Source organism: Longimicrobium sp., from assembly GCA_036377595.1.
GTDB lineage: Bacteria > Gemmatimonadota > Gemmatimonadetes > Longimicrobiales > Longimicrobiaceae > Longimicrobium.
Genome location: DASUYB010000023.1, coordinates 33,706 through 54,781, shown reverse-complemented (window position 1 = coordinate 54,781; position 21,076 = coordinate 33,706). Strand labels below are relative to the sequence as shown.

General features: G+C 70.0%; 18 protein-coding genes and 1 pseudogene. 1 reads left to right on the top strand and 18 read right to left on the bottom strand.

Features of this window, described 5'->3' with window-relative positions; translation table 11 throughout:
* Positions 1 to 167 precede the first annotated feature (167 nt).
* The 6 genes from VF092_03950 to VF092_03925 all read right to left on the bottom strand — a co-directional run bounded on the left by VF092_03950 (position 168) and on the right by VF092_03925 (position 8,044).
* Entirely contained in the window at positions 168 to 1,799 is a 1,632-nt protein-coding gene (locus VF092_03950; protein ID HEX6746444.1) for a HEAT repeat domain-containing protein, read from the bottom strand.
* A gap of 463 nt (positions 1,800 to 2,262) precedes the next feature.
* Positions 2,263 to 3,966: a hypothetical protein gene (locus tag VF092_03945; GenBank protein ID HEX6746443.1), complete on the bottom strand. Its 1,704-nt coding sequence runs from the start codon at positions 3,964 to 3,966 to the stop codon at positions 2,263 to 2,265.
* A gap of 36 nt (positions 3,967 to 4,002) precedes the next feature.
* Positions 4,003 to 5,883: a pseudouridine synthase gene (locus VF092_03940; GenBank protein HEX6746442.1), complete on the bottom strand. Its 1,881-nt coding sequence runs from the start codon at positions 5,881 to 5,883 to the stop codon at positions 4,003 to 4,005.
* Positions 5,873 to 6,439: an SMC-Scp complex subunit ScpB gene (gene scpB / locus VF092_03935; protein ID HEX6746441.1), complete on the bottom strand. Its 567-nt coding sequence runs from the start codon at positions 6,437 to 6,439 to the stop codon at positions 5,873 to 5,875. Before scpB ends, VF092_03940 begins: the two co-directional genes overlap by 11 nt.
* 160 nt (positions 6,440 to 6,599) lie before the next feature.
* The gene (locus tag VF092_03930; GenBank protein HEX6746440.1) at positions 6,600 to 7,382 is read right to left on the bottom strand and encodes a segregation/condensation protein A; all 783 of its coding nucleotides are present in this window, start codon (positions 7,380 to 7,382) and stop codon (positions 6,600 to 6,602) included.
* Positions 7,379 to 8,044, bottom strand: a complete 666-nt coding sequence (locus VF092_03925; protein HEX6746439.1) for a site-2 protease family protein — start codon at positions 8,042 to 8,044, stop codon at positions 7,379 to 7,381. Before VF092_03925 ends, VF092_03930 begins: the two co-directional genes overlap by 4 nt.
* Before the next feature lie 179 nt (positions 8,045 to 8,223).
* On the opposite strand from VF092_03925, the gene rpsT reads away from it, so the two are divergent.
* Entirely contained in the window at positions 8,224 to 8,481 is a 258-nt protein-coding gene (rpsT, locus tag VF092_03920; GenBank protein HEX6746438.1) for a 30S ribosomal protein S20, read from the top strand.
* Between the two features lie 80 nt (positions 8,482 to 8,561).
* Here the strand turns inward: rpsT and VF092_03915 are convergent, their stop codons facing one another.
* The 12 genes and pseudogenes from VF092_03915 to VF092_03860 all read right to left on the bottom strand — a co-directional run bounded on the left by VF092_03915 (position 8,562) and on the right by VF092_03860 (position 20,812).
* A complete protein-coding gene (locus VF092_03915) occupies positions 8,562 to 8,990 on the bottom strand; it encodes a hypothetical protein (GenBank protein HEX6746437.1) in 429 nt (142 codons plus the stop codon).
* 53 nt (positions 8,991 to 9,043) lie between these two features.
* Entirely contained in the window at positions 9,044 to 9,967 is a 924-nt protein-coding gene (gene tesB / locus VF092_03910; GenBank protein HEX6746436.1) for an acyl-CoA thioesterase II, read from the bottom strand.
* 150 nt (positions 9,968 to 10,117) lie between these two features.
* Positions 10,118 to 10,978 (bottom strand): GAF domain-containing protein, encoded by an 861-nt coding sequence (locus tag VF092_03905; protein ID HEX6746435.1) that lies wholly within the window; start codon positions 10,976 to 10,978, stop codon positions 10,118 to 10,120.
* On the bottom strand, positions 10,975 to 12,069 hold the full coding sequence (locus VF092_03900) for an HD domain-containing phosphohydrolase (protein ID HEX6746434.1): 1,095 nt from the start codon (positions 12,067 to 12,069) through the stop codon (positions 10,975 to 10,977). The genes VF092_03905 and VF092_03900 overlap by 4 nt, the downstream gene beginning before the upstream one ends.
* 675 nt (positions 12,070 to 12,744) lie before the next feature.
* On the bottom strand, positions 12,745 to 13,845 hold the full coding sequence (ychF, locus tag VF092_03895) for a redox-regulated ATPase YchF (GenBank protein HEX6746433.1): 1,101 nt from the start codon (positions 13,843 to 13,845) through the stop codon (positions 12,745 to 12,747).
* A 157-nt stretch (positions 13,846 to 14,002) separates the two neighbouring features.
* Positions 14,003 to 14,680 carry a hypothetical protein gene (locus VF092_03890; GenBank protein HEX6746432.1) on the bottom strand — a complete coding sequence of 226 codons (678 nt, stop codon included), beginning with the start codon at positions 14,678 to 14,680 and terminating at the stop codon, positions 14,003 to 14,005.
* Positions 14,681 to 14,724: 44 nt separating this feature from the next.
* A pseudogene (locus VF092_03885) lies at positions 14,725 to 15,120 on the bottom strand (nuclear transport factor 2 family protein).
* A 360-nt stretch (positions 15,121 to 15,480) separates the two neighbouring features.
* Complete coding sequence (gene pth / locus VF092_03880) at positions 15,481 to 16,128, bottom strand: aminoacyl-tRNA hydrolase (protein HEX6746431.1); 648 nt, start codon at positions 16,126 to 16,128, stop codon at positions 15,481 to 15,483.
* A gap of 3 nt (positions 16,129 to 16,131) precedes the next feature.
* Positions 16,132 to 16,776, bottom strand: a complete 645-nt coding sequence (locus VF092_03875) for a 50S ribosomal protein L25 (protein HEX6746430.1) — start codon at positions 16,774 to 16,776, stop codon at positions 16,132 to 16,134.
* 67 nt (positions 16,777 to 16,843) lie between these two features.
* Positions 16,844 to 17,803: a ribose-phosphate pyrophosphokinase gene (locus tag VF092_03870; GenBank protein HEX6746429.1), complete on the bottom strand. Its 960-nt coding sequence runs from the start codon at positions 17,801 to 17,803 to the stop codon at positions 16,844 to 16,846.
* 232 nt (positions 17,804 to 18,035) lie between these two features.
* Positions 18,036 to 19,469, bottom strand: coding sequence for a pitrilysin family protein (locus VF092_03865; GenBank protein ID HEX6746428.1), 1,434 nt, complete (start codon positions 19,467 to 19,469; stop codon positions 18,036 to 18,038).
* Positions 19,469 to 20,812, bottom strand: a complete 1,344-nt coding sequence (locus tag VF092_03860) for a pitrilysin family protein (protein HEX6746427.1) — start codon at positions 20,810 to 20,812, stop codon at positions 19,469 to 19,471. The genes VF092_03865 and VF092_03860 overlap by 1 nt, the downstream gene beginning before the upstream one ends.
* Positions 20,813 to 21,076 lie beyond the last annotated feature (264 nt).

Below are 21,076 nucleotides of genomic sequence, written 5' to 3'. Positions count from 1 at the left end.
TCCACGCCACCCCGGTCGCAGCGCTGAGTTCTCCCCTCCCCTGCGCAGCGGGGGAGGGGCCGGGGGAGGGGGCCGCCCGCGGCCGCGAAGACGCCCGCCTGAAACGCAAAAAGCCTCCCCCGGAATCCCGGCGGAGGGCAGCTGCATCGGCATCCTCGTGCCGACGGCTACTCCGCCGGCGGTTCGCTTTCCTCTGACTCCTGTCCCCTGTCCCCTATCCCCTGTTCCCTGTCCCCTGTCTGGTCCCCCACGACCACGTTCGCCGCGGCGACGGCCGCGTCGCGCACGGCGTCGTTGCGGTCGCGCATGAGGCGCTGGAGCACGGTGCGCGCGGCTTCGCCGCCGATGTCGCCGAGCGCGCGGATGGCCTCGACGCGGATGGGGATGGGGACGCGCGAGAAGAGGCTGCCGCCGCTCGCCCGGTCGGCCAGCGGCGCCACCGCGCGCGCGTCACCGATGCGGCCCAGCGCGCGCAGGATCTCGATCACCGTCTCCTGGTCGGTCTCCTCGCCCAGGCGCTTGATCAGCGGGTTCACCGCCGTCCCCGCCTTGGTGAGCCCGAGCCCCAGCGCCGCCGCCGACCGCAGCGACGGCTCCGCATCCCCCAGCCCCACGATCAGCTGCTGCACCGCCTCGTCGCCGCCGAACTTGCTGAGCGCGATGATGGTCTCGCGGCGCACGCGCAGGTCGGGGTGGCGGATGGTGCGCGCGAAGTGCTCGGGCGCGTCGGCGCTGCGGATCTCGCCCAGGATCCCCACCATGTTGCGCACCACGAACCAGCGCTCGTCGCCGATCATGTCCTCGAGCAGGGGCACTCCCACGCGGTCGAGCTCCACCAGCGCGTCGCGGTAGGCGCGGCGTGCCGAGAGGTCGCTCGCCGCGACGAGGCTGCGGACCAGCGGCGTCACCACCTCGGCGCCGAGGGCGAGGAGAACGCCGCGGATGGCGGCGCGGTCGTCCTCGGTCTTGCTGCGGCCCAGCCGCTCCACCATCTCCTCGATGATGTGGCGGTTGGCGATGCGGTGCATGGCCATCATGATGCTGCCGCGCGTTGCCGGGTTGCGCTTGGCGATGGTGTCAGCGTCGCGGCGGAGGTCGGCCAGCACGCCGATGGCCCGGTCCACCATCGCCCGCTCGAGGCACCACTGGGCCACGTACTCCAGCCGCTGCAGCGCCTCCACGCGCTCGCTGTCGGCCCCCTCGCGCAGCATCTTCCGCAGCTCTTCCAGGTCCTCCGTCTCCACCCGCCGCGCCGAGAGCTGCACCTGCTGATACATGTCGTGCGTGCTCCACAGCGCCACGTCGTCGAAGACGCCCTTCTCCTTCTTCGCCGATCCGGGGACGGGGAGCGCCGGCCCCGCGGCGGCCACCACGATCGGCGCGGGGGTGATGGTCTGCCCGTTCACCGCCACGCGCGAAACGCCCGCCGCCGACAGCGCCGCGTCCAGCCCGCCCGCGGCCGCGACCACGCGCGGCGGCAGGGCGACGCCGGAGAGGAAGCGCCCCAGCGACTCGGCCAGCACGTGGTGCTGGAGGACGACCTCGCGGACGCCGTGCTCGCTGAGCTTGGACGCCAGCCGCTGCACGTGCGGCGACCGCCGCGCCATCGTCTCGCCCGCCACCGCCAGCCCGCCGGGCGCGACGTTGATGACGAGGTCGTCGCCGTACGCTTGCAGGTTCTCTTCGAGCTTGTGGAGCTGGGTGACGAGGGTGGGATGGACGAGCGGATAGAATTCGCTCAGGGAGTGCCCCTTGGCGAGGTCGACGACGATCTGCGAGACGGTCTTCGATCCGCTCATCGGTGTGGCGATGCTACGAGATTCGACCAGACTGCCCGGTGATGCACGGGTATGTCATTCCGAGAGGAGCCGCTGCGCCGAAGCCTCCCCTGCACCGTCATCCGCGCGGCTCCCGAGGAATCTATAACACGCTTCCGCGCGAACGCCCGGATTTTCGCTCGGACGCTGGCTATGGATTCCTCGGGGGCCGCTCGAAATCAACGCGGACGAGGGTCCGGAGCAGCGGCCCCACTCGGAATGACATTCGCGCGGGGGGCGTCCGTCACAACCGGCCAGCCCTCTCATACCAGGTCCGGGTGAAGCATTGGCGCGTCCGATCGAATCTCGTGCTGACGCGATGATAGATCCTTCGGCCTGCAAGCTCTTGCGCAGACGCTGGTTAGGGTCTGGCCGGCCTCAGGATGACGTCAGCGTTGGATCGGCCCGGGTACATCAACCAAGTTCCCGGATTTCGAATCAGCACTCAGCGCTTGATCCGCTCCCCCTCGTCCTCGTACCGGAAGATCCACGCGGCCAGGGCGCCGGGGCGGATGGTGCGCTCGCGGTGCCAGGGCTCCATGTCCCACTGGCTCCCGCCCTCCGGCCCCGGCTCGCCGCCGATGCGCGCGAGCACGCTGACGGCGCGGTCGCGCCACGCCTCCCAGTTGGCCGCGCGCAGGTCCACCCACCCCTTCCACGCGGTCTCGTCGACCCCCTCGCCCGGCGCGGGCTCGATCTCCACCTTGCGGCCGCGCAGCAGGCGCTCGCCGTCGGGGAGGAGGATGGCCAGGTTGGCGGAGAGGACGCGCGTGCGCAGGTCGGCGTCGGCCTGCACCAGCGCGCCGGCGTCGCAGGCGGCCTTCGCCGGGTCGAGCTGGGCGGCGCACTCCAGCCGGCCGCCGCACATCCGCCGCAGGATCTCGCCCTCGAACAGCAGCTTGGTCAGCCGCGGCGGGCCCAGCATCTCGAACCCCACGCTGCGGTGCTCGGCGCTGGCCTCCAGCTCTTCCATGTACGCCAGCGCGCTCTGCCGCAGCACGCCCGCGCGATAGGTCGGCCCGCTCGTGGACGCGTCCAGCGCGGCGACCACGTCGCGCCCCGTCGGGTGGCCGACGATCTCGCGCACCGCGTCGCGGGCGATCTCCTCGGGGGTGATGAACTCCATCAGCCCGAGCGAGGTGATGGCCTCGAACTCGTCGGGGCTGAACAGGCCGTTCTCTCCCGAGTCGAGGTAGACGCCCTGCAGCACCTGGCCGCTGTCGCGCCAGAGCGTGTCGCGGCCGAACTCCTTCTTCGCCCGCCGCCGCTCGCCGTTCTTCCCCGGCTCCGCGTGGGGGACGAACGCCTCGGCGAGCGGCACGGGGGCCACCGCGTCCACGCGGGTGATCGGCGCGCCGCGCCACACCACGTCGCCCGAGCGGATCCCCTTCCACGAGATGGCGGCGGTCGGCTTGATCTCCTTCACCGCCGGCGCGCCCGGCGTGCGCGCCATCAGGTACAGCAGTAGCGTGTGCGCGCCCGCGACGGCGGACTTGGAAAGGAGCTGCCGGCTCGGCCGGTCCTCGCTGTGGGTGAAGGGGATGTTGAGCCCCATCCCGCCCGTGCCCGCGGTGCCGATCTTCAGGTACACGCGCGTGCCCACCGCCTGCATCGAGTGCAGGGCGACCCACACGTGGTGGATCAGGTGCGGCAGGGTGATGGTGGCCAGGTGCTTCTCCACCATCTCCAGGTCCACCGGCCCGCCGCGCGCCGCCTCGCGGATGGCGGACGCGCTCTTGAACACGTTCTGGTACGCGAACCCCGTCGCCGTGTTGATGCAGTCGATCACCGCGTCGGGACGATGGCGGAGGACCAAGTCACCCAGCGCGGAGCGCTGCAGCGCCGACTCGTCGAGCGGGCCGTACAGCTCATCGAGCATGGCGGCGCGCGCGGCGGAGTCGTCGAGCAGCGTGTCGCGGCGCTCGTCCTTCAGCGCGGCGGGGACGAACAGGTTCCCCCACTCACCGACAATCTCCACCCCGTCGGGCGCGTGGCGGCGCAGCTCCTCCACGCCGTTGTCGGCCTCGCGGCGAGTGAGGGCGGAGATGACGAGCAGCGCCGGCCGCATGGGCAGCAGCTCGCGGGCGATGGCCATCCCCACCAGCCCGGAGCCGCCGAGGATGACGATGCGCGTGTCGCGGATATCCAAGAGAACGTTACGTCAGGGTGATTCGATCTGGATCGGTCAGCGGCGCCCGCGCGGGGGGCCGCCCTTGCGCGGCGGCCGCCCACCTCCGCCTCGCGGAGACGCGCCCTCGTCGTCGTCGCGCATGGATGCGCCGCGCGGGGGACGCGCGCCACCGGGCTTTCCACCCCCGCGTGCGGGAGATTCGCCCTTCGCCGCGCCGCCGCGGCCGCCGGGACGCGATCCGCCGCGGGGTCCGCCGCCAGAGGGACGGGACGGACGCCGCGCCTCTTCCTCCTCGCGGTCGCGGGCGGCGCGCACGCCCGGCTTGGTCGTGCCGCGGCGGCCGTAACCCGGCCCGCGTACATCGTCCTCCGCCTCGCTGCGAGGCGCGGCGCCGCGCGGTTTCCCCGGCTTCGCGGGGCGATCCGCGTCCCGCTCGCCCCGCCCGCGGCGCGGCGTCTCCTCGTCCTGATCGCGGCGCGGCGACGGCCTGCCTGTTCGCGGCGGCTTCTGCGATCGCGGCGTCTCCTCGTCCCGATCACGCCGCGCGCGAGGGCGCTCATCGCCCGATCTACCGCGGCCGGCCGGGCCACGCTCGCCACCGGGACCGCGCGCCGGCGTCTCCTCCTCGTCCCGCTCGCGCCGCGGGGACGGTTTGCCGGGCGCCGGACGCTTCCGCGGCTTCGGCGCCTCCCACGGCCGCTGCTCGTCGTCGCCGCGCTGGCTGGCGCGCCGCGGCTTGTCGTCGCCGCGGCGAGAGGCGGTCGCGCGCTCCGCCGGCTTGCGGGTGCGATCTCCCGGCTTCGCCGCGCGAGCGGACTTCCCGCCGCGTTCCGGTTTCTCGCCGCCGGGGACGCGTTCCGCGCGCTTCGCACCGCGTTCCGGCTTCTCGCCTCTGGCGGCACGCTCCCCACGCTTCGCGCCGCGCTCGGGCTTCTCCGCGCGCCCGCCGCCGCGAGCGGGCGTTTCGTCGCGCGCGGGCTGGTCGCCGCGGCGGAGCTTCTCGAAGCGGGTGAATGTCTCGCGCGGCGACTTGTCGGCGCGCGCGTACTTCCCGTGCGTCGCCCTCCGCTCCGTGGACTGGCGAGGCGGAGCCGCATCGGCCGTGTCCGGCTCGGCGGGCCTGCGGCGCGGGGGGCGCTCGCCGCCCATCGCCCTGTCCCCGGTTCCCTGTGCCATGTCTCCACGTCCTTTTCGCAGCGTGGCCAGCTCCGCCTCCGTCACCACCCGCCACTTGCCGGGCTTCAGCTCGCCGAGCGAGATCGGGCCGAAGCGGCGGCGGATCAGCCGGTGCACGGGGTGGCCCAGCGCGGCCAGCATCCGCCGCACCTCGCGCTTCTTCCCCTCGCGCAGCACGACGGAGAGGCGGTGCTCGTTCTCGCCCGTCTGGTGCAGGCGGCGGATGGACTCGGCGCGCAGGTGCTCGCCCTCGTCCTCCACCCCCTCCTCCACGATGCGGTGCATCTGCTCCGCCGTGGGCTTCCCCTCCACGTCGGCCCAGTATTCCTTGGTGACCCCGAACGACGGGTGCAGCATGCGGTTGGCCAGCACGCCGTCGTTGGTCAGCAACAGGATCCCCTCGCTGTCGCGGTCCAGCCGGCCCACGTGGAAGAGCCCGTGGAATTTCTCGGGGAGGAGATCGTAGACGGTCTTGCGGCCGTACGGGTCGTCGCGGCTGGTGACGTAGCCCTTGGGCTTGTGCAGGGCGATCCAGGTGATGGGCTGCACCTCCACCGGCTGACCCTCGACCTCCACGTGGTCCACCCCCGGCGTGATCTTCGTCCCCGGCGCGGTGACGCTCACGCCGTTCACGAACACGCGCCCGCCGGCGATCAGCTCCTCGGCGTGGCGCCGCGAGGCCACGCCCGAGTGCGCCAGGAACGCCTGCAGGCGCACCGCCTCGCCGTGGGGATGGTGCTGCGGGTTCTTACGCGGCATCGCCGAGCGGCAGCTGGGGGTCGGGTGGCTCGCGGCGCGCCAGCACCACGGGCAGGTCTTCGGGGCGCGGAAGGTCGTCGAGCGAGCGGAAGCCGAAGTGCTGCAGGAAGAACTGCGTGGTGCCGTACAGCAGCGGCCGCCCCAGCCCCTCGCCGCGGCCGACCACCTCGATCAGCCCGCGCTCCTGCAGCGTCTTGAGCACCGCGCCGGCGCCCACCCCGCGGATGTCCTCCACCTCCGCGCGGCCCACCGGCTGGCGGTAGGCCAGGATCGCCAGCGTCTCCAGCGCCGGGCCGGACAGGCGCTGCGAGGAGGGGACGGTGTCGAAGCGCTCCAGCACCGGCGCGAACTCCGGCCGGGTGAGGATCTGGTAGCCCCCGCCCACCTCGAAGATGCCGAACGCGCGCTCCTCGTTGTCGTACTCGGCGCGCAGCTCGGCAATGGCCGCCTCCACCTGCTCCTCGTCGAGCGACTCGTCCGCCCGCGCCAGCTCGGCCGCGCTCAGCGGCGCCTCGCTGGCGAAGAGCAGCGCCTCGACCATGCGGCTCGCCCTCACCCCTGCCCCCCCCGATTCGGCCGGAGGATGGACAAATTCCCCATCCCCAGAACGGCAGGTCTCACGCGGAGACGCGGAGACGCGGAGAAGTTCGTCCCGCGCTGAGTTCTCCGCGTCCTCCGCGCCTCCGCGTGAGACAGGCAGTTGGCGATGCCGGACGTCACGCCTCGGCCTCCTGCTCGCGCCGCTCCCGGGCGCGGTAGATCCACAGCGGGTCGAAGGGGAGGTTCTGGCGCAGGCGAACGACGTTGCGCTTCCCCAGCTCCAGGCAGGCGAGCAGGGTGGCCACCGCGTGGATCCGCGTCCCCCAGCGCTCGACCAGCGAGGCGAACTCCACCCGCTTCCGCTCGGCCAGCGCGTCCACCACCTCGCTCATCTTCTCCTCGATCCGCACCTGCCGCCCCTGCACGGTGTGCACCGCCGCCTGTTCGGCCAGGCGCTCGCCCATCCTGAGCGCCGCATCCCACACGTCTTCCCACGTCGTCTCCAGCGGCAGCTCCGAGAGCTTCGGCTGCGGCCGCACCTCCACGAAGCCGCGGGCGAAGAGGCGCGCGCGCATCCGCTCGGCCTTCTCCAGCAGCCGCGCCGCCTCGCGGAAGTGCTCGTACTCCAGCAGCCGCCGCACCAGGTCGGCGCGCGGGTCCTCGCCCTCCTCCTCCTCGTCGCCGCGCCGGGGGAAGAGCATCTGCGCCTTGATGCGCACCAGCGTGGCCGCCATCTCCAGGAACTCGCCCGCGCGCTCCAGCTCCAGCCGCTCCACCCCGCGGATCGCCTCCAGGAACTGCTTGGTGATCCGCGAGATGGGGATGTCGAAGATGTCGATGTCCTGGTTGCGGATCAGGTGCAGCAGCAGGTCCAGCGGCCCGTGGAAGCGCTCCAGGTCGATCTCGAAGGGGTCGCGGGCCCCCGCCGCGGGCACCTCCAGCGTCTGCTGCACGCTCATCCCCCCAGCACCATCAGCCCGGGGACCAGGAACCAGCGCGGCACGTCGGCCACCGCGTAGAACAGCCGGTTGAGCGCGCCGGTGAAGATCAGCGCGTAGAGGATGACGAAGCCGAAGGAGGAGAGCTGCCGGTAGGCGCTCCCCAGGTTGGCGGGGAGGAGGTGGTAGAGCACGCGCGACCCGTCCAGCGGCGGCACGGGGATGAGGTTGAAGATGATGAGGAAGAAGTTCAGCTGCACGCCCTTCTCGAACAGGCGCGCGGCGGTCACCGCCACGTCGCTCCCGCCGCTGGCGCGGAACGCGAACGCCGCCAGCGCGAAGAGGACGGCGAAGAGCAGGATCAGCAGGAAGTTGCCGAAGATCCCGGCCAGGGAGACCAGGATGTCGCCCTGCACGTACTTGCGGTACTTGCGCGGCGTGGTGGGCGTGGGCTTGGCCCAGCCGATCAGCGGCGCGCCGGAGATGGCCCCGATCAGCGGAAAGAGCAGGCTGCCGATGGGGTCGATGTGGGCGCGCGGGTCCAGCGTCACCCGCCCCAGCATGTACGCGGTGTCGTCGCCCTGCTTGAGGGCCACGTAGGCGTGCATGAACTCGTGGACGGAGAAGGCCAGGAGCAGAACGGGAAGGCTGAGCAGGACGTCCTGCAGGCGCTGGGGATCCATGCCGGCCAAGTTAGACGCGGGGTGATTGCTTGTCAAAACGAGCCGTGGCGCGGGGTTGACACCACCGGGCAGTTCGGGTATAATTCGGCTTCCCGTTTTCCGGGCAATCAGCAGTACGTCAACCGTATCAACCCGATCGGGCGCCCGTGCAGGGCGCCGATGTTTTCCGGAGGCCAGCCTTGCCGAACGTCAAGTCCGCCGAGAAGCGGATGCGGACCAACGAGATCCGTGCCGCCCGCAACCGGGCCTTCCGCTCGCGGCTGCGCAGCGCGCTGAAGAAGGTGCGCACGGCCGCCAACGCCGGCGAGGGCGCCACGGCGCTCCGCGAGGCCACCTCGCTGCTGGACCGCGCGGCGCGCAAGCGCATCGTGCATCCCAACAAGGCCGCCCGCGCCAAGAGCCGCCTGACCGCCTTCATCGGCAAGCTCGGCGCGTAAGCGCCCGGCACCGACAGGCCAGCACAAGGCCCGCCGACCCTCGAGGTCGGCGGGCTTTTCGTGCGTGTGCTCTCTCCCACTCAGTCGCGACCGACCTCGCGGAACAGGCTGTCCGACGCCGCACGCAGCAACTCGAGATCTCGTCTCGACACATTCGGCTCACCCCGATCCACTGAGCCGAAGACGGGCCCTAACCGGTCCAACATTCTACCGGCTTTCGACAATCGTCCTCCACTGAGCGCAACTGCACCAGCGAAGGTGTTGTGATGCAGCGTCCGCCCAACGGCCCGATATCCACCCGCCCGGACGATTGCGGTCGCGGCCTGTACCGCAGCGATGTAGCCAAGCAGAAAAGCATTGTCCGGATCTTCCTGAAGCAAATCGGACGCGCGGCGGAACTCGCTCGCCTTGGCCCACCAGCGGCCGACCTCCCAATCCGTCGCTTCGTCGACGACCAGCTGACCTCCCTCCGTGAGCTCATCAAGCGTGGGGTACACGATCACCTCCATTGCAGATGGTGATGGTATCGCACAGTTCCAGATCCTCGCGCCGCACCCCTCCGTCAAGCCTGCCCGCCGCTCCGCAGCCGGATGAGCCCCTCCTGCGCGGTGCTGGCGACGAGGGCGCCGTCGCGGGTGAAGAGCGAGCCGCGGGTGAAGGCGCGGGCGCCGGCGGCGGCGGGGGCGTCCATCGCGTAGAGAAGCCATTCGTCCACGCGGAACGGGCGGTGGAACCACACCGCGTGGTCCAGGCTGGCGGCCTGCACCCGGCGCATCATGAACGACAGCCCGTGCGGCAGCAGCGCCGTGCCCAGCAGCCCGTAGTCCGACGCGTACGCCAGCACCGCCTGGTGCAGGATCGCGTCGTCCGGGAGGCGGCCGTCCACGCGGAACCAGGTGTGCTTCACCGCAGGCCGCACCTCCGGCGCGAAGGGATCGACGGGGCTGACGGTGCGGAAGTCGATCGGTCGGTCCTGCGTGTAGATCTCGCGCACGGGCTCGGGGATGCGCTCGGCCATCGCGCGCACCAGGTCCAGCTCGCGCGGGAGATCTTCGGGCATGGGCACGTCCGGCATCGGGGCGGCGTGCTCGATCCCCTGCTCGGCCACGTGGAACGAGCAGGTCATGGTGAAGATCTCGCGCCCCTCCTGGATGGCCAGCACGCGCCGCGTGGTGAAGCTGCGCCCGTCGCGGATGCGGTCGACCTGGTAGACCACGGGGATGTCGAGGTCGCCCGCGAGCATGAAGTAGCCGTGCAGCGAGTGCGCGCTCCGTCCCTCCTCCACCGTGCGCCCGGCGGCGACCAGCGCCTGCGCCAGCACCTGCCCGCCGAACAATCGCCCCGAGCCGATGTCGCGGTTCTGCCCGCGATAGAGATTCAGGTCGAGTCGCTCGAGGTCGAGCAGCTCCAGCAGCATCCCCAGCGTCTCCCCCGCCCCGCCGTCTCCCGTCGCCATCCGCGCTCCATCTCCACGCTCGATCGTCATCCCCACACCCACGCGGGCGAAAATACCGCCTCGCGGGCATCCGCCGACAGCGCCGATCCAAAATCCTGAAAAGATCTGGCTCACGCAGAGCAGCAGAGGCAGCGGAGTGAGTTCTCTGCTGCCTCTGCTGCTCTGCGTGAAACCACTCTCTTACTTGGGGTGCCCGTTCGTGCTGCCGGGGAGGATGAAGCGCCCCTGCTCGTCCAGCGCGATGGGCCCGTCGCTCTCGTCCAGCGCGCGCAGGAGGCGGCTGACCTCCTCCAGCCGCGCGGCGCCGGCGCGCATGGCCTGCCAGAGCTCGGGCGCGGGGAGCTTCCAGTCCGCCGGGTCGGGCGAGGCGCAGAGCTGGAGATTGCTGGAGATGACCGCCACCGGCGTGTTCAGCTCGTGGCGCACGGCACGCAGCACGCTCCGCGCGGCATCGGCGTCGCCCTCGCTCTCCTTCCGCCCGGCGCGCCACATCTCGATCACCGCGCGGCTGGCGCGCACCCGCTCGTGCTCGCCGAAGCTCTGCAGCGCGCCGCCCACCAGCGTGGCCGCCAGCTGCAGCGTGGCGATCTCCGACGGCGCGAACTCGGTGTCGCGGCGCGGCTTGGCCAGCAGCGCCACGCCCGCGCATCCGCTCGCCGAGAGGAGAGGAGTGGCCAGCGCCGGCGCGTTGGGAAGCGCGCGCTGCACGGGGAGGAAGGCCCGCGGGTCGGCGCGCAGGTTGGGCGAGGTGCGCGCCTCGCGGCTGGTGAACGCCTCGCCCTCGAGCGTGCCGTCGGCGGGGACGAGATCGCCCTCCAGGTGGGCCAGCGCGGCGGTGCCCACGTCGCACTGCAGCACGCCGTCGGGCGCGGGGGTGAAGAGCACCACGGCCGAGCCGCCGGCCAGCGCGCCCAGCGCCTCGGCCAGCCGCACCAGGTTGCGCTTGCGCTCGGCCGGCCGCGCCAGCGTGTCGGCCAGCTCGCCGCAGAAGATGGCGAACGCGGCGGACTGGGCCGGGGGCGGCTCGCGCACGGGGCTCATGCCAGGGCCGGCTCGGGAAGGAGCATGGCGTCGCTCTGCCAGAAGCGCGGCGCCACCGGCTCGGGAAAGCCGTGGTGGCGCGCCTCGACGAACGCGTCCACCACCTCGGGGTCGAACTGGGAGCCGCTGCAGCGCTGCAGCTCGGCGATGGCCGCCTCCTCCGGCCGGCGCGGACGGTACGCGCGGTCGGTGATGATGGCGTCGTAGGTGTCTGCCACCGCCAGCACCCGCGCCTCGATGGGGATCTCGCCCCGGCGCAGCCCATACGGATAGCCGTCGCCGTCCCACCGCTCGTGGTGGTGGAGGACGGCGGGAACCGCGGTGGAAAGGAAGGAGCTCTGCTCCAGGATGGCCGCCCCGAGCTTGGGATGCTCGCGCATCACCGTCAGCTCGTGCGGGCTGAGCGCCGACGGCTTGTTCAGCACGCTGTCGGGAACGCTGATCTTGCCGATGTCGTGCAGCAGCGCGCCGATCCACAGCGTGCGCAGCCGGTCGCGGTCCAGCTCCAGCGCCATCCCCACCGCCTGCGCGTAGCGCGTGACCCGCTCCAGGTGCGCGCCCGTGTACCCGTCGCGCGCCTCCACCGCGCCCGCGAGGGAGATCAGCGCCTCGGCGGTCAGCTTCTCCAGCTGCTGGCCCAGTTGCGACACCCGCATCTCCAGGCACTGCTGGTAGAAGCGGTTCTGCTTGACCAGCGCGCGCCGCTCGAGGGCACGTCCGACGGAGATCGACAGCTCGTCCACGTCGTACGGCTTGAGCAGGTAGTCGTCGGCGCTCAGCCGCAGCGCCTGCACCGCCTGCCTGGTCGTTCCCACGCCGGTCAGCACGATGAAGCCGATGGTGTCGTCGGCTTCCTTGGCCTGCCGCAGCAGCTCGATCCCGTCCACCTCGGGCATCAGCAGGTCCGAGACGATCACGTCCGGCGCCCAGCGCGTCATCAGATCCAGCGCCACCTGGCCGTTCTCCGCCTCGCGCACGTCGTAGCCGTCCTGCGAAAGGCCCAGGCGGAGCACCTTGCGCAGGCTGTCTTCGTCGTCGACGATCAGGATGCGGGAGTACGGGCGGCGGTCCTGCGGGTGGGGTGCAACCATGATCTCTCGCGCGCGGGGGGAAAGGAGCTGCGGTGATGATCGGCCCGTGCCGCCGCGCCGTCGGTTCACCCCACGTGCGGCGGGTGCAGCACGACGGGTTGGGGTGGGGAGATGGCGAGAGCGGCACAGATTGTGGATCGACCCGCTAACAGGATAATGCGTGCCGCGCCCGGCGCAAGGCCGGAGATGCGAAGCGGCCCCGCATCGCAAACCGCTTGCGACGCCACCGTTTGCATCGGGCCGCGCCGTGTCCCCCGCGCCCCTTCCGTGTGCGGGAGATCGGGGCAGCGTCCCACTCCGCTGGCCGCGACCCTTACGGGGAAAAGAGAAGAGGTCTCTCACAGAGGGCGCAGGAGGTCACAGAGGAATAGCGGCGTGTCCCGATCGGCCGTTCGTTTCCTCTATGGCCTCAGTGATACCCGATCGGAGGAGTCACTGTGCATTCGAAGCCCTGAAAGAAGTCTCACACGGAGGGAACGGAGGAAACGGAGGATACCACGTCAGTCCTCCGTTCCCTCCGTGTGATTCATTGCTTTTGAGACCGGCGTGGGAATGCACAGCCGATAGGCGGAAGCAGCAGGAGAGACAAAAAAAGATCAGTCGAACGTGAGATGAAATGACGAAGAGCCGCGGAGATGGCTTCCCCGCGGCTCTTCATGCGTCCGGACCGAGCGGTCAGACGTTGAAGCGGAAGAGAAGGATGTCGCCGTCCTTGACCACGTACTCCTTCCCCTCGCTGCGCATCAGCCCCTGCTCGCGGGCGGTCTTCACCGAGCCGGTCTTCTCGAAGTCGTCCCATCCCACCGTCTCGGCGCGGATGAAGCCGCGCTCGAAGTCGCTGTGGATCACCCCCGCCGCCTCGGGCGCCTTCGCGCCGACGGGGATCTCCCAGGCGCGGACCTCCTTCTCGCCCGCGGTGAAGTACACCTGCAGGCCCAGCAGCCGGTAGCCCGCGCGGATCAACCGGTGCAGCCCCGGCTCCTCCAGCCCCAGCGAGTGCAGGAACTCCTCGCGCTCCTCGGGCGGCAGCTCGGCCAGCTCGCTCTCGATCTTGCTGGAGATGGGGATGACCTCCGCCACCTCGCCGCTCTCCGCCACGGCCTCGCGGAGCGCGCGCACGTGCGCGTTGTCGCCCTCGGGAAGGTCGTCCTCGGCCACGTTGGCCAGGTAGAGCACGGGCTTGCTGGTCAGCAGGTTGAAGCCCTTGATCAGCTTCCACTCGTCGTCGCTCGCGTCGACCGTACGCGCGGCGCGCCCCTCGCCCAGCGCGGCCACGAGCCGCTCGAGGAGCGACACCTCGGCCTGCGCGTCCTTGTCGCCGCCCTTGGCGGCCTTGCGCACGCGCTCCAGCCGCTTCTCGGCCACCGCCAGGTCGGAGAGGACGAGCTCCAGGTTGATGACCTCGCGGTCGCGCACCGGGTCCACGCTCCCCATCACGTGCACCACGTCGGCGTCGTCGAAGCAGCGCACCACGTGCACCACCGCGTCGGTCTCGCGGATGTTGTTGAGGAACTGGTTCCCCAGCCCCTCGCCCTCGCTGGCGCCCTTCACCAGCCCGGCGATGTCGACGAACTGCACCACCGCGCGCACGGTGCGCTGCGGCTTCACCTTCTCGGACAGCAGGTCCACGCGGCGGTCGGGCACTTCCACCATGCCGACGTTCGGCTCCACGGTGCAGAACGGGTAGTTGGCCGCGTCGGCGCCGGCCGCGGTCAGCGCGTTGAACAGCGTGCTCTTCCCCACGTTCGGCAGCCCGACGATCCCCAGCTTCAGCATATCTCCAACGATCCTGATCGGATGGCGATTTCGGCAAACGAACAGGCCGGGCGCCCCAGCGGGAGCCCGGCCCAGCGACGATGAATCTAACGAAGCATCCGGCCCAGTTCAATTCCATGAGTTCAGAAGGCCGCATCTTCAGGAAGTGTAGTCGAACTTACTTGTTCCCGGTAGAAATCCACTCGAAGAAAGAAATTCCTAAGTGCGTGACAGTCATTTGAACCGTATCGCCACGTGCGCCGCGGGTTGCGCCTAATTCAACCAACCCGTGGGCAACCAAAATAGAAAGATCACGCCCACTACCGCTTGGGAAATCACTGAGCTTGATGCTCATCGGGCGGGAAGCACCCCAAAATCCATGAACGTTCTGGGTATGTGGCCTTATCATGATCATAATAAACAGATTCAAGGCAGCATCATCCATTTGGTTAAGAATCGTTGCCATCATTCTGCCACGATCTCTTTCACCCGAACGAAACTCCACAGCACCACAGGCGATTAGACCGGAAAAATATCGACGCTTCTGCTCACTACGTGTCCGAGCAGCCAGAATGCCTGCTTCGCCAACAAACTCGATGTACTCGTCGTCGATTCTTATTTCTCGTCCCGATTCTTCGAGTTGGTGAATACGGGCGACTGCATCATCCAAGACGGCCAGCAGACGTTTGAGCAGTTCTCGCTGCTGGAACTGAGAAATCCATGCAGCAAGGAGTCCTCCGAAGAGCGGCACCGCGTTCAAAGCGCCCACGGAAGCGTTGGTTACTACTGCACGCAATGATTCGACGCTGGAATGCAATTGCTCCAGTTCTGTCGAAGGCTGCTTCTCTTGAGACATTGGTTAAATGCGCCTAGTCGGGCTTTCACAAATCTCGACAGTCGCTAGTGATCCTTCTCCAACTCGCGGTTGCCGTCGATGAACTTGAGGTTGTAGCGGAAGGCGGTGATGCGCCACCGGGGCGAGCTCCAGGCGTCCAACATCGCGGGGCCGCTGTCCATCTTCTCCAGCTCGAAATCGTAGCTGCCGACGAACACGCGCGTGTTCTGCCCCGACGCGTTGGGGCGGTAGTGCCAGGCTACGCCGTAGCAGAACGCCTCCGCGCGGTTGCCGTGGACGCGGACGCGGTAGTTGCCGGCCTGGTGGTGGATCGCCTGGATCGGCGCGAGGCCCTGCTCCCACGCGGCGGCGATCTCCTCGCCGCTCAGCTCGCTGGCCGGGCCGCCGCCCGCGGACGCCATGTCGAAGCGCACGCGCGGCGCCAGCACCGCGCGGACGGCCCCCCAGTCCTTAGCGGTCCGTCGCCACGAAGAGCTCGTCGATGGCCTCGATCACCTCCTGCCGGGCGATGATCTCCTCGACGCGCGGATCGCTCGTGTCGGCCATGGGATTGGTCAGGAGAGAGGAAAGAGCGGGAGATGCGGCGCAGCGAGGTCCCAGGCGATGTGCCGTGTCGGCGATAGATCCTTCGGCCTGCACGCTCCTGCGCAGACGCTGATTGCGGTCTGGCCGGCCTCAGGATGACGTCTCCTTTATACCCCCGAGACCCGCCGCACTCAGCACTCAGCACTCAGCACTCAGCACTCAGCACTCAGCACTCAGCACTCAGCACTCAGCACTCAGCACTCAGCACTCAGCACTCACGCGTTGTAGCGATTCATCGCCGCCTCGATCCCCTGCTCCATCCACAGGCGGATGCCGGCGATGCAGTCGGGGAAGCGCTCGCGGACCAGTTCCGCGTCCTTCTTCGGCATCGGCGAGAGCACCCAGTCCGCCAGGTCCCATTGCGGCGGCTTGGCGCCCACGCCGATGCGCAGGCGGGGATAGTCGCGCATCCCCAGCGCCTGCTCGATGGACTTGAGGCCGTTGTGCCCGCCCGCGCTCCCGTTGGGGCGGAAGCGGATGCGGCCGGGCTCCAGCGCCACGTCGTCGACGATCACCAGGAGATCCCTGGTGATGTCGATCGCGTTCATCCGCTTGTAGGGGAGGAGCGCGGAGCCGCTGCGGTTCATGAAGGTGATCGGCTTCACCAGCCGGATCGCCCAGGGATCGACGCGCCCCGTCGCCGTCGCCGCGACCTTGTCGGGGCGGAAGCGCCCGATCCCCCACTCGGCGGCGAGGTCGTCGAGCAGCCACCACCCCACGTTGTGCCGCGTGAGCGCGTACTCGCGGCCGGGGTTCCCCAGCCCCACGATCACCTTCAGCCCGGCCACGCCGCCCTCCTCGCCGTCGGAATCCGAAGACGCGTCAGGGCGGTGGAAGAGCGCGCGCAGCCGGGCCGGCCACAACCGCTACTCCTCGTCCTCGCCGCCCTTGGGCCCGCGCAGCACCTCGGGCTCGGGCGCCGGCTCGGCGGCCTCGGCGGCCTCCTCCTCCTCGTGCACGCGCGCCGCCAGCACCGAGGCCACGGGAAGCTCCGCGTCCATCAGGATGGTGACGTTGGGGAGGGAGATGTCGCCCACGCGCACGCTCTCGCCGATGTTCAGCCCCGAGATGTCGACCTCGGCCGCTTCGGGGATGTTGCCGGGGAGGCATTCGACGTGGAGGTCGTAGATCACCTGGTCCAGCACCCCGCCGTTCTCCCTCACCCCCACGGGAACGCCGCTCAGGCGCACGGGGATGTCGAGCTTCAGCGCCTCGTCGCCGTGCACCTGCAGGAAGTCGACGTGCAGGAACTCGGGACGGTACGGGTGCTTCTGGATCTCGCGGATCAGCACGTCGGTGCGGCGGCCGTCGATGTCCAGCCCGATCAGCGTGTTCTCGGGGTTCACGTGGTGCAGCAGCAGCTCCAGGTCGTGCGCGTCCACCGAGAGCGACTCGGTGCGGTCGCCGTGGCCGTACAGCACGGCGGGCACCTGGCCGGTGCCGCGGAGCTTGCGGGCCATCCCCTTGCCGCCGCCGTCGCGCCGGGTGGCGCGGAGCGTCGCGTTCGCCATCCTCGAACCTCCTTTCACAGAGACAGAAAGGCCCGGCGAGGTCTCCCCGCCGGGCCCGGAAACCCGGTCAGACCGCCTCGAACAGGGAGCTCACCGATTCGTTGTAATGCGTGTACCGCACGGCCTTTGCCACCAGCTCGTCCACCGACAGCACCTTGAGCGCCGGGAAGTGCTTGTCGGCGGGGATGTCGATGGTGTCGGTCACCACGATCTCGGTGAACGGCGCGTCGCGCAGCCGCTCGACCGCGGGGCCGCTGAGGATGGCGTGCGTGGCGCAGGCGTACACGTCCCTCGCGCCGCGCTCCTTCAACGCGCGCGCGGCCTGCGCCATGGTCCCCGCGGTGTCGATCATGTCGTCGCAGAGCAGGCAGTCGCGCCCGTCCACCTCGCCGATCACGTTCATCACCTCGCTGACGTTGGCCGCCGGCCGCCGCTTGTCGATGATGCCGATGGTGGCCCCCAGCCGCTTGGCGAACCCGCGCGCCATCTTGGCGCTCCCCACGTCGGGCGCCACGACCACGAGGTTGTCGAGATGCTTGTCGCGGAAGTAGCGGGTGAAGACGGGGGCGGCGTACAGGTGGTCGACGGGGATGTCGAAGAAGCCCTGCAGTTGGTGCTGGTGGAAGTCGATGGAGAGCACGCGCTCGGCGCCGGCGCTGACCACCATGTTGGCCATCAGCTTGGCGCCGATGGCCACGCGCGGCTGGTCCTTGCGGTCCTGGCGCGCGTAGCCGAAGTAGGGGATCACGGCGGTGATGCGCGCCGCCGAGGCCCGCCGCGCCGCGTCGAGCAGGAGCAGGAGCTCGAGCACGTTGTCGGCGGGGGGATTGGTGCTCTGGATGATGAAGAGGTCGCGCCCGCGCACGTTCTCGTCCATGCGGACGAAGATCTCGCCGTCGGAGAAGGTGCGGACGGTGACCTCGCCCAGCTGCACGCCCAGGCGCGCGGCCACCTTCTCGGCCAGCGGCCGGTTGGAGCGGCCCGAGAGGACCATCAGGTTGGCGTCGGCGAGATGCTCGTCGTACATCGTCCTGAGTTTCGTCCGTTCGGGGTGGTCGTTCGGGAGCGGTAGAATACCCCGCCTCTCCATGAGCGTCAAGCGGAATCGGGTGCAGATCGAAATGCTCCTGATGGCTCACGCAGGGTCAGCAGAGTCAGCAGCTGGAACTGCAGTTCAACTGCTGACTCTGCTGACTCTGCGTGAGAAAAAAGAGAGCCCGGGACGGGCCCGGGCTCTCCATCACAGACGCGAATCGTCCCTACTTCACGAACTCGCCGACGTCGCGGACCTGCACGGGGCCGAGGTTGAGCGCCCGGATCCCCGCCTCCACCTGCGACTTGTCGCCCACGACCACCACCACGGCGTTGCCGGGGCGCACGTACTGCTCGGCCACGCGCTTCACGTCGGCGGCGGTCACCCCCATGATCTGCCCCACGTAGCTGCCGAACCAGGCGGGATCGATCCCGTACGTCACCAGCTCGGCCATCCGCGCCGACACCGCCTGCGTGGTCTCCAGCTGCTGCGGGAAGCCGAGCGCCACGTAGCGCTTGGCCTTCTCCAGCTCCTCGGCCGCGATCGGCTCGGTGCGGATGCGGCTCAGCTCGCGGAAGAACTCCACCAGCGAGCTGTCCGTCTTCGCCGTCACGACGGCCGCCTGCGCGGTGAACGGCCCCGCGCCGGCGCGCATGCTGTATCCCGAGCGCGCGCCGTACGTCCAGCCGTGCGTCTCGCGCAGGTTCTGGTTCAGCCGGCTGGTGAAGGCGCCGCCCAGCAGCGTGTTCAGCACCTGCAGCGCGAAGTAGTCGGGGGTGTTGCGCGCCACGCCCGGGTGGCCGATGCGGATCTCGCTCTGCGCCGCGCCGGGCTTGTCGACCAGGTAGATGGTGGTGCTGCCGATCTGCGGCGCGGCGAGCGTGCCGGCCATCGCGGGCGCGGCGCCCATCGCGCGCCAGGCGCCGAACGCCTGCTCGATCTGCGCCTGCATCGACGCCGGATCGACGTCGCCGACCAGGACCAGCGTGGCGTTCTCGGGGCGGTAGGCGGCGTGGTGGAAGGCCGTCACCTTGTCGTGGTCCAGCGTGCGCGACGCCTCGACCGTGGCGAAGCGGCCGTACGGGTGCTGCTGCCCGTAGACCAGCGCCTGGAACGCGTTCCCGGCGATGGCCGCCGGCTCGTCCTTCGCCCGCGTGAGGTTGGTGATGCGCTCCTCGCGCACCCGCTGCACCTCGTTGGCGGGAAAGTCGGGGCGCGTCACCACGTCGGCCAGGATCCCCAGCGCGGGGCCGAAGTTCTTCTTCAGCACGTACAGGTTCACCTGCGCCGCGTCGTAGTTGGCGAAGGTGCCCAGGCTGGCGCCCAGCAGGTCCAGCGCGTCGGCGATCTGCAGCGCGCTCTTCCCGCCCGCGCCCTCGTCCAGCATCGACGCGGTGAAGCTCGCCAGCCCCGGGAGCGTGGCCGGGTCCTGCGTGGTCCCCGCGCCGCGGACCACCATCACCGCGCTGACGACGGGAAGCTCGGGCTGGCGGACGTACAGCACCTTCATCCCGTTGGCCAGCTGCCGCTGCACGGGCGCGGGCGGGCGCACGGCCGGCGCCGGGCCCAGCTGCGGCGGCGTGGTGGGAAACTGCTGCGCGGCGCCGGCGGCGGGAACCGCGGCCAGCAGGGCGCCCAGAGTGAGGATCTTGCGGTTCATCAGTGCGCCTCCGTGGCGGCCAGCTCCGTGTGCCCCTGGGGGACGAAGCTCATGACGATGCGGTTCTTCCCCTGCAGGTACTCGCGCGCCACCCGCTGGATGTCGGCCGGGGTCAGCGCCCGGTAGCGCGCCAGGTCGCGCGCCGCGAAGCCGGGGTCGCCCGCGAAGTACTCGTAGTCGTTCAGCCGATCGGCCTTGGCCTCCACCGTCTCCAGCCCGGCCACGAAGCCCGTCTCGATCTGGTTCACCACCCGCTGCAGCTCCTCGGCGGTGGGCGGCGTGGCGGCCAGCTTCGCGATCTCCTCGGTCACCGCCACCTCCATGCTGTCCAGGTGCGTCCCCGGCTTGCCGCGGATGACCACCCAGAAGTCGCCGGACAGGAGGTTGCCGTCGTTGAACGCGCTGGTGCTCTGCGCCGTCTGCGCGTCGTACACCAGGCGCTTGTACAGCCGCGAGCTCTTGCCGTCGGTCAGGATCGACGCCAGCGCGGTCAGCGCCGCCTCGTCGCGCGAAAAGCGCGGGGTGGTGCGCCAGATCATGGAGATCTGCGGCAACGTGACCCGGTCTTCCTTGGTGATGTAGCGCGTGGCGGCGATGGCGGGGATGGGCACCGACGGCTTGGTGACCGCGGGCCCGGGCCGGATCCAGCTGAAGTACTGCTCCACCCAGCGCCGCACCTCGGCGGTGTTCACGTCGCCTGCTACGGTGAGGACGGCGTTGTTGGGCGTGTAGTAGTTGCGGAAGAAGCCCTTCACGTCGTCGAGCGACGCGGCCGACAGGTCGGCCATGGAGCCGATCGTCGTCCAGTGGTACGGGTGGCCGGCGGGATACAGCGCGTCGTACGCCGTCTCCCACATCAGCCCGTACGGCTGGTTCTCGTAGCGCTGGCGGCGCTCGTTCTTCACCACGTCGCGCTGGGTGTCGAGCTTGCTCTGGGTGAGCGAGTCCAGCAGCGTGCCCATGCGGTCGGCCTCCAGCCACAGCGCCAGCGGCACCGCGTTGGAGGGCATGATCTCGTAGTAGTTGGTGCGGTCGGTGGTGGTGCTGCCGTTGTTGCTGCCGCCCGCGTTCTCCAGCCACACGTCGAACTGTCCCTGGGGCACGTCGCGGCTCCCCATGAACATCACGTGCTCGAACAGGTGCGCGAAGCCGGTGCGGCCGGGGCGCTCGTACCCCGAGCCCACCTTGTACCAGATGTTGACCGCGGCCACGGGGGTCGAGTGGTCTTCCGCCACGATCACCTTCAGCCCGTTGGGCAGCGTGAAGGTGGAGTGGGGGATGTTGACCTCCTGCGCCGCCAGCGGGGCCGCCGCCAGAAGGAGGGGCACGACGAGGCGTTTCATGCGGGGCTCGCCTTTCGCTTGGTGAGATTTTCCATGCACCGGGAGGCTAAAAGGTTAGCATTCCTCCCGGCGGGCCGCCAGAGCGTCCGGGTGAACCCCGCTCACCCCCGGATGTTCCGTTTCCGGGCAGGATCTTTCGCGGCCGGGTCGGAGGATGATGAACGGAAGGACGTGGGCGTGTCCCTCCGCTGCGCTCCGGGCCGGGCTGCGCGCGCCGTAGGCAACGATACCGCTGTTGCCAACGGCGCCGGGCCCCCGCCGCGC

What these genes read in the sequence shown, in the direction of transcription:
- VF092_03950 (HEX6746444.1), bottom strand. Translation starts at nt 1,799, where the DNA reads ATGAGCGGATCGAAGACCGTCTCGCAGATCGTCGTCGACCTCGCCAAG.
- VF092_03940 (HEX6746442.1), bottom strand. Translation starts at nt 5,883, where the DNA reads ATGCCGCGTAAGAACCCGCAGCACCATCCCCACGGCGAGGCGGTGCGC.
- VF092_03930 (HEX6746440.1), bottom strand. Translation starts at nt 7,382, where the DNA reads ATGAGCGTGCAGCAGACGCTGGAGGTGCCCGCGGCGGGGGCCCGCGAC.
- VF092_03925 (HEX6746439.1), bottom strand. Translation starts at nt 8,044, where the DNA reads ATGGATCCCCAGCGCCTGCAGGACGTCCTGCTCAGCCTTCCCGTTCTG.
- VF092_03915 (HEX6746437.1), bottom strand. Translation starts at nt 8,990, where the DNA reads ATGGAGGTGATCGTGTACCCCACGCTTGATGAGCTCACGGAGGGAGGT.
- tesB (HEX6746436.1), bottom strand. Translation starts at nt 9,967, where the DNA reads ATGACGATCGAGCGTGGAGATGGAGCGCGGATGGCGACGGGAGACGGC.
- VF092_03905 (HEX6746435.1), bottom strand. Translation starts at nt 10,978, where the DNA reads ATGAGCCCCGTGCGCGAGCCGCCCCCGGCCCAGTCCGCCGCGTTCGCC.
- VF092_03900 (HEX6746434.1), bottom strand. Translation starts at nt 12,069, where the DNA reads ATGGTTGCACCCCACCCGCAGGACCGCCGCCCGTACTCCCGCATCCTG.
- ychF (HEX6746433.1), bottom strand. Translation starts at nt 13,845, where the DNA reads ATGCTGAAGCTGGGGATCGTCGGGCTGCCGAACGTGGGGAAGAGCACG.
- VF092_03890 (HEX6746432.1), bottom strand. Translation starts at nt 14,680, where the DNA reads ATGTCTCAAGAGAAGCAGCCTTCGACAGAACTGGAGCAATTGCATTCC.
- VF092_03875 (HEX6746430.1), bottom strand. Translation starts at nt 16,776, where the DNA reads ATGGCGAACGCGACGCTCCGCGCCACCCGGCGCGACGGCGGCGGCAAG.
- VF092_03870 (HEX6746429.1), bottom strand. Translation starts at nt 17,803, where the DNA reads ATGTACGACGAGCATCTCGCCGACGCCAACCTGATGGTCCTCTCGGGC.
- VF092_03865 (HEX6746428.1), bottom strand. Translation starts at nt 19,469, where the DNA reads ATGAACCGCAAGATCCTCACTCTGGGCGCCCTGCTGGCCGCGGTTCCC.
- VF092_03860 (HEX6746427.1), bottom strand. Translation starts at nt 20,812, where the DNA reads ATGAAACGCCTCGTCGTGCCCCTCCTTCTGGCGGCGGCCCCGCTGGCG.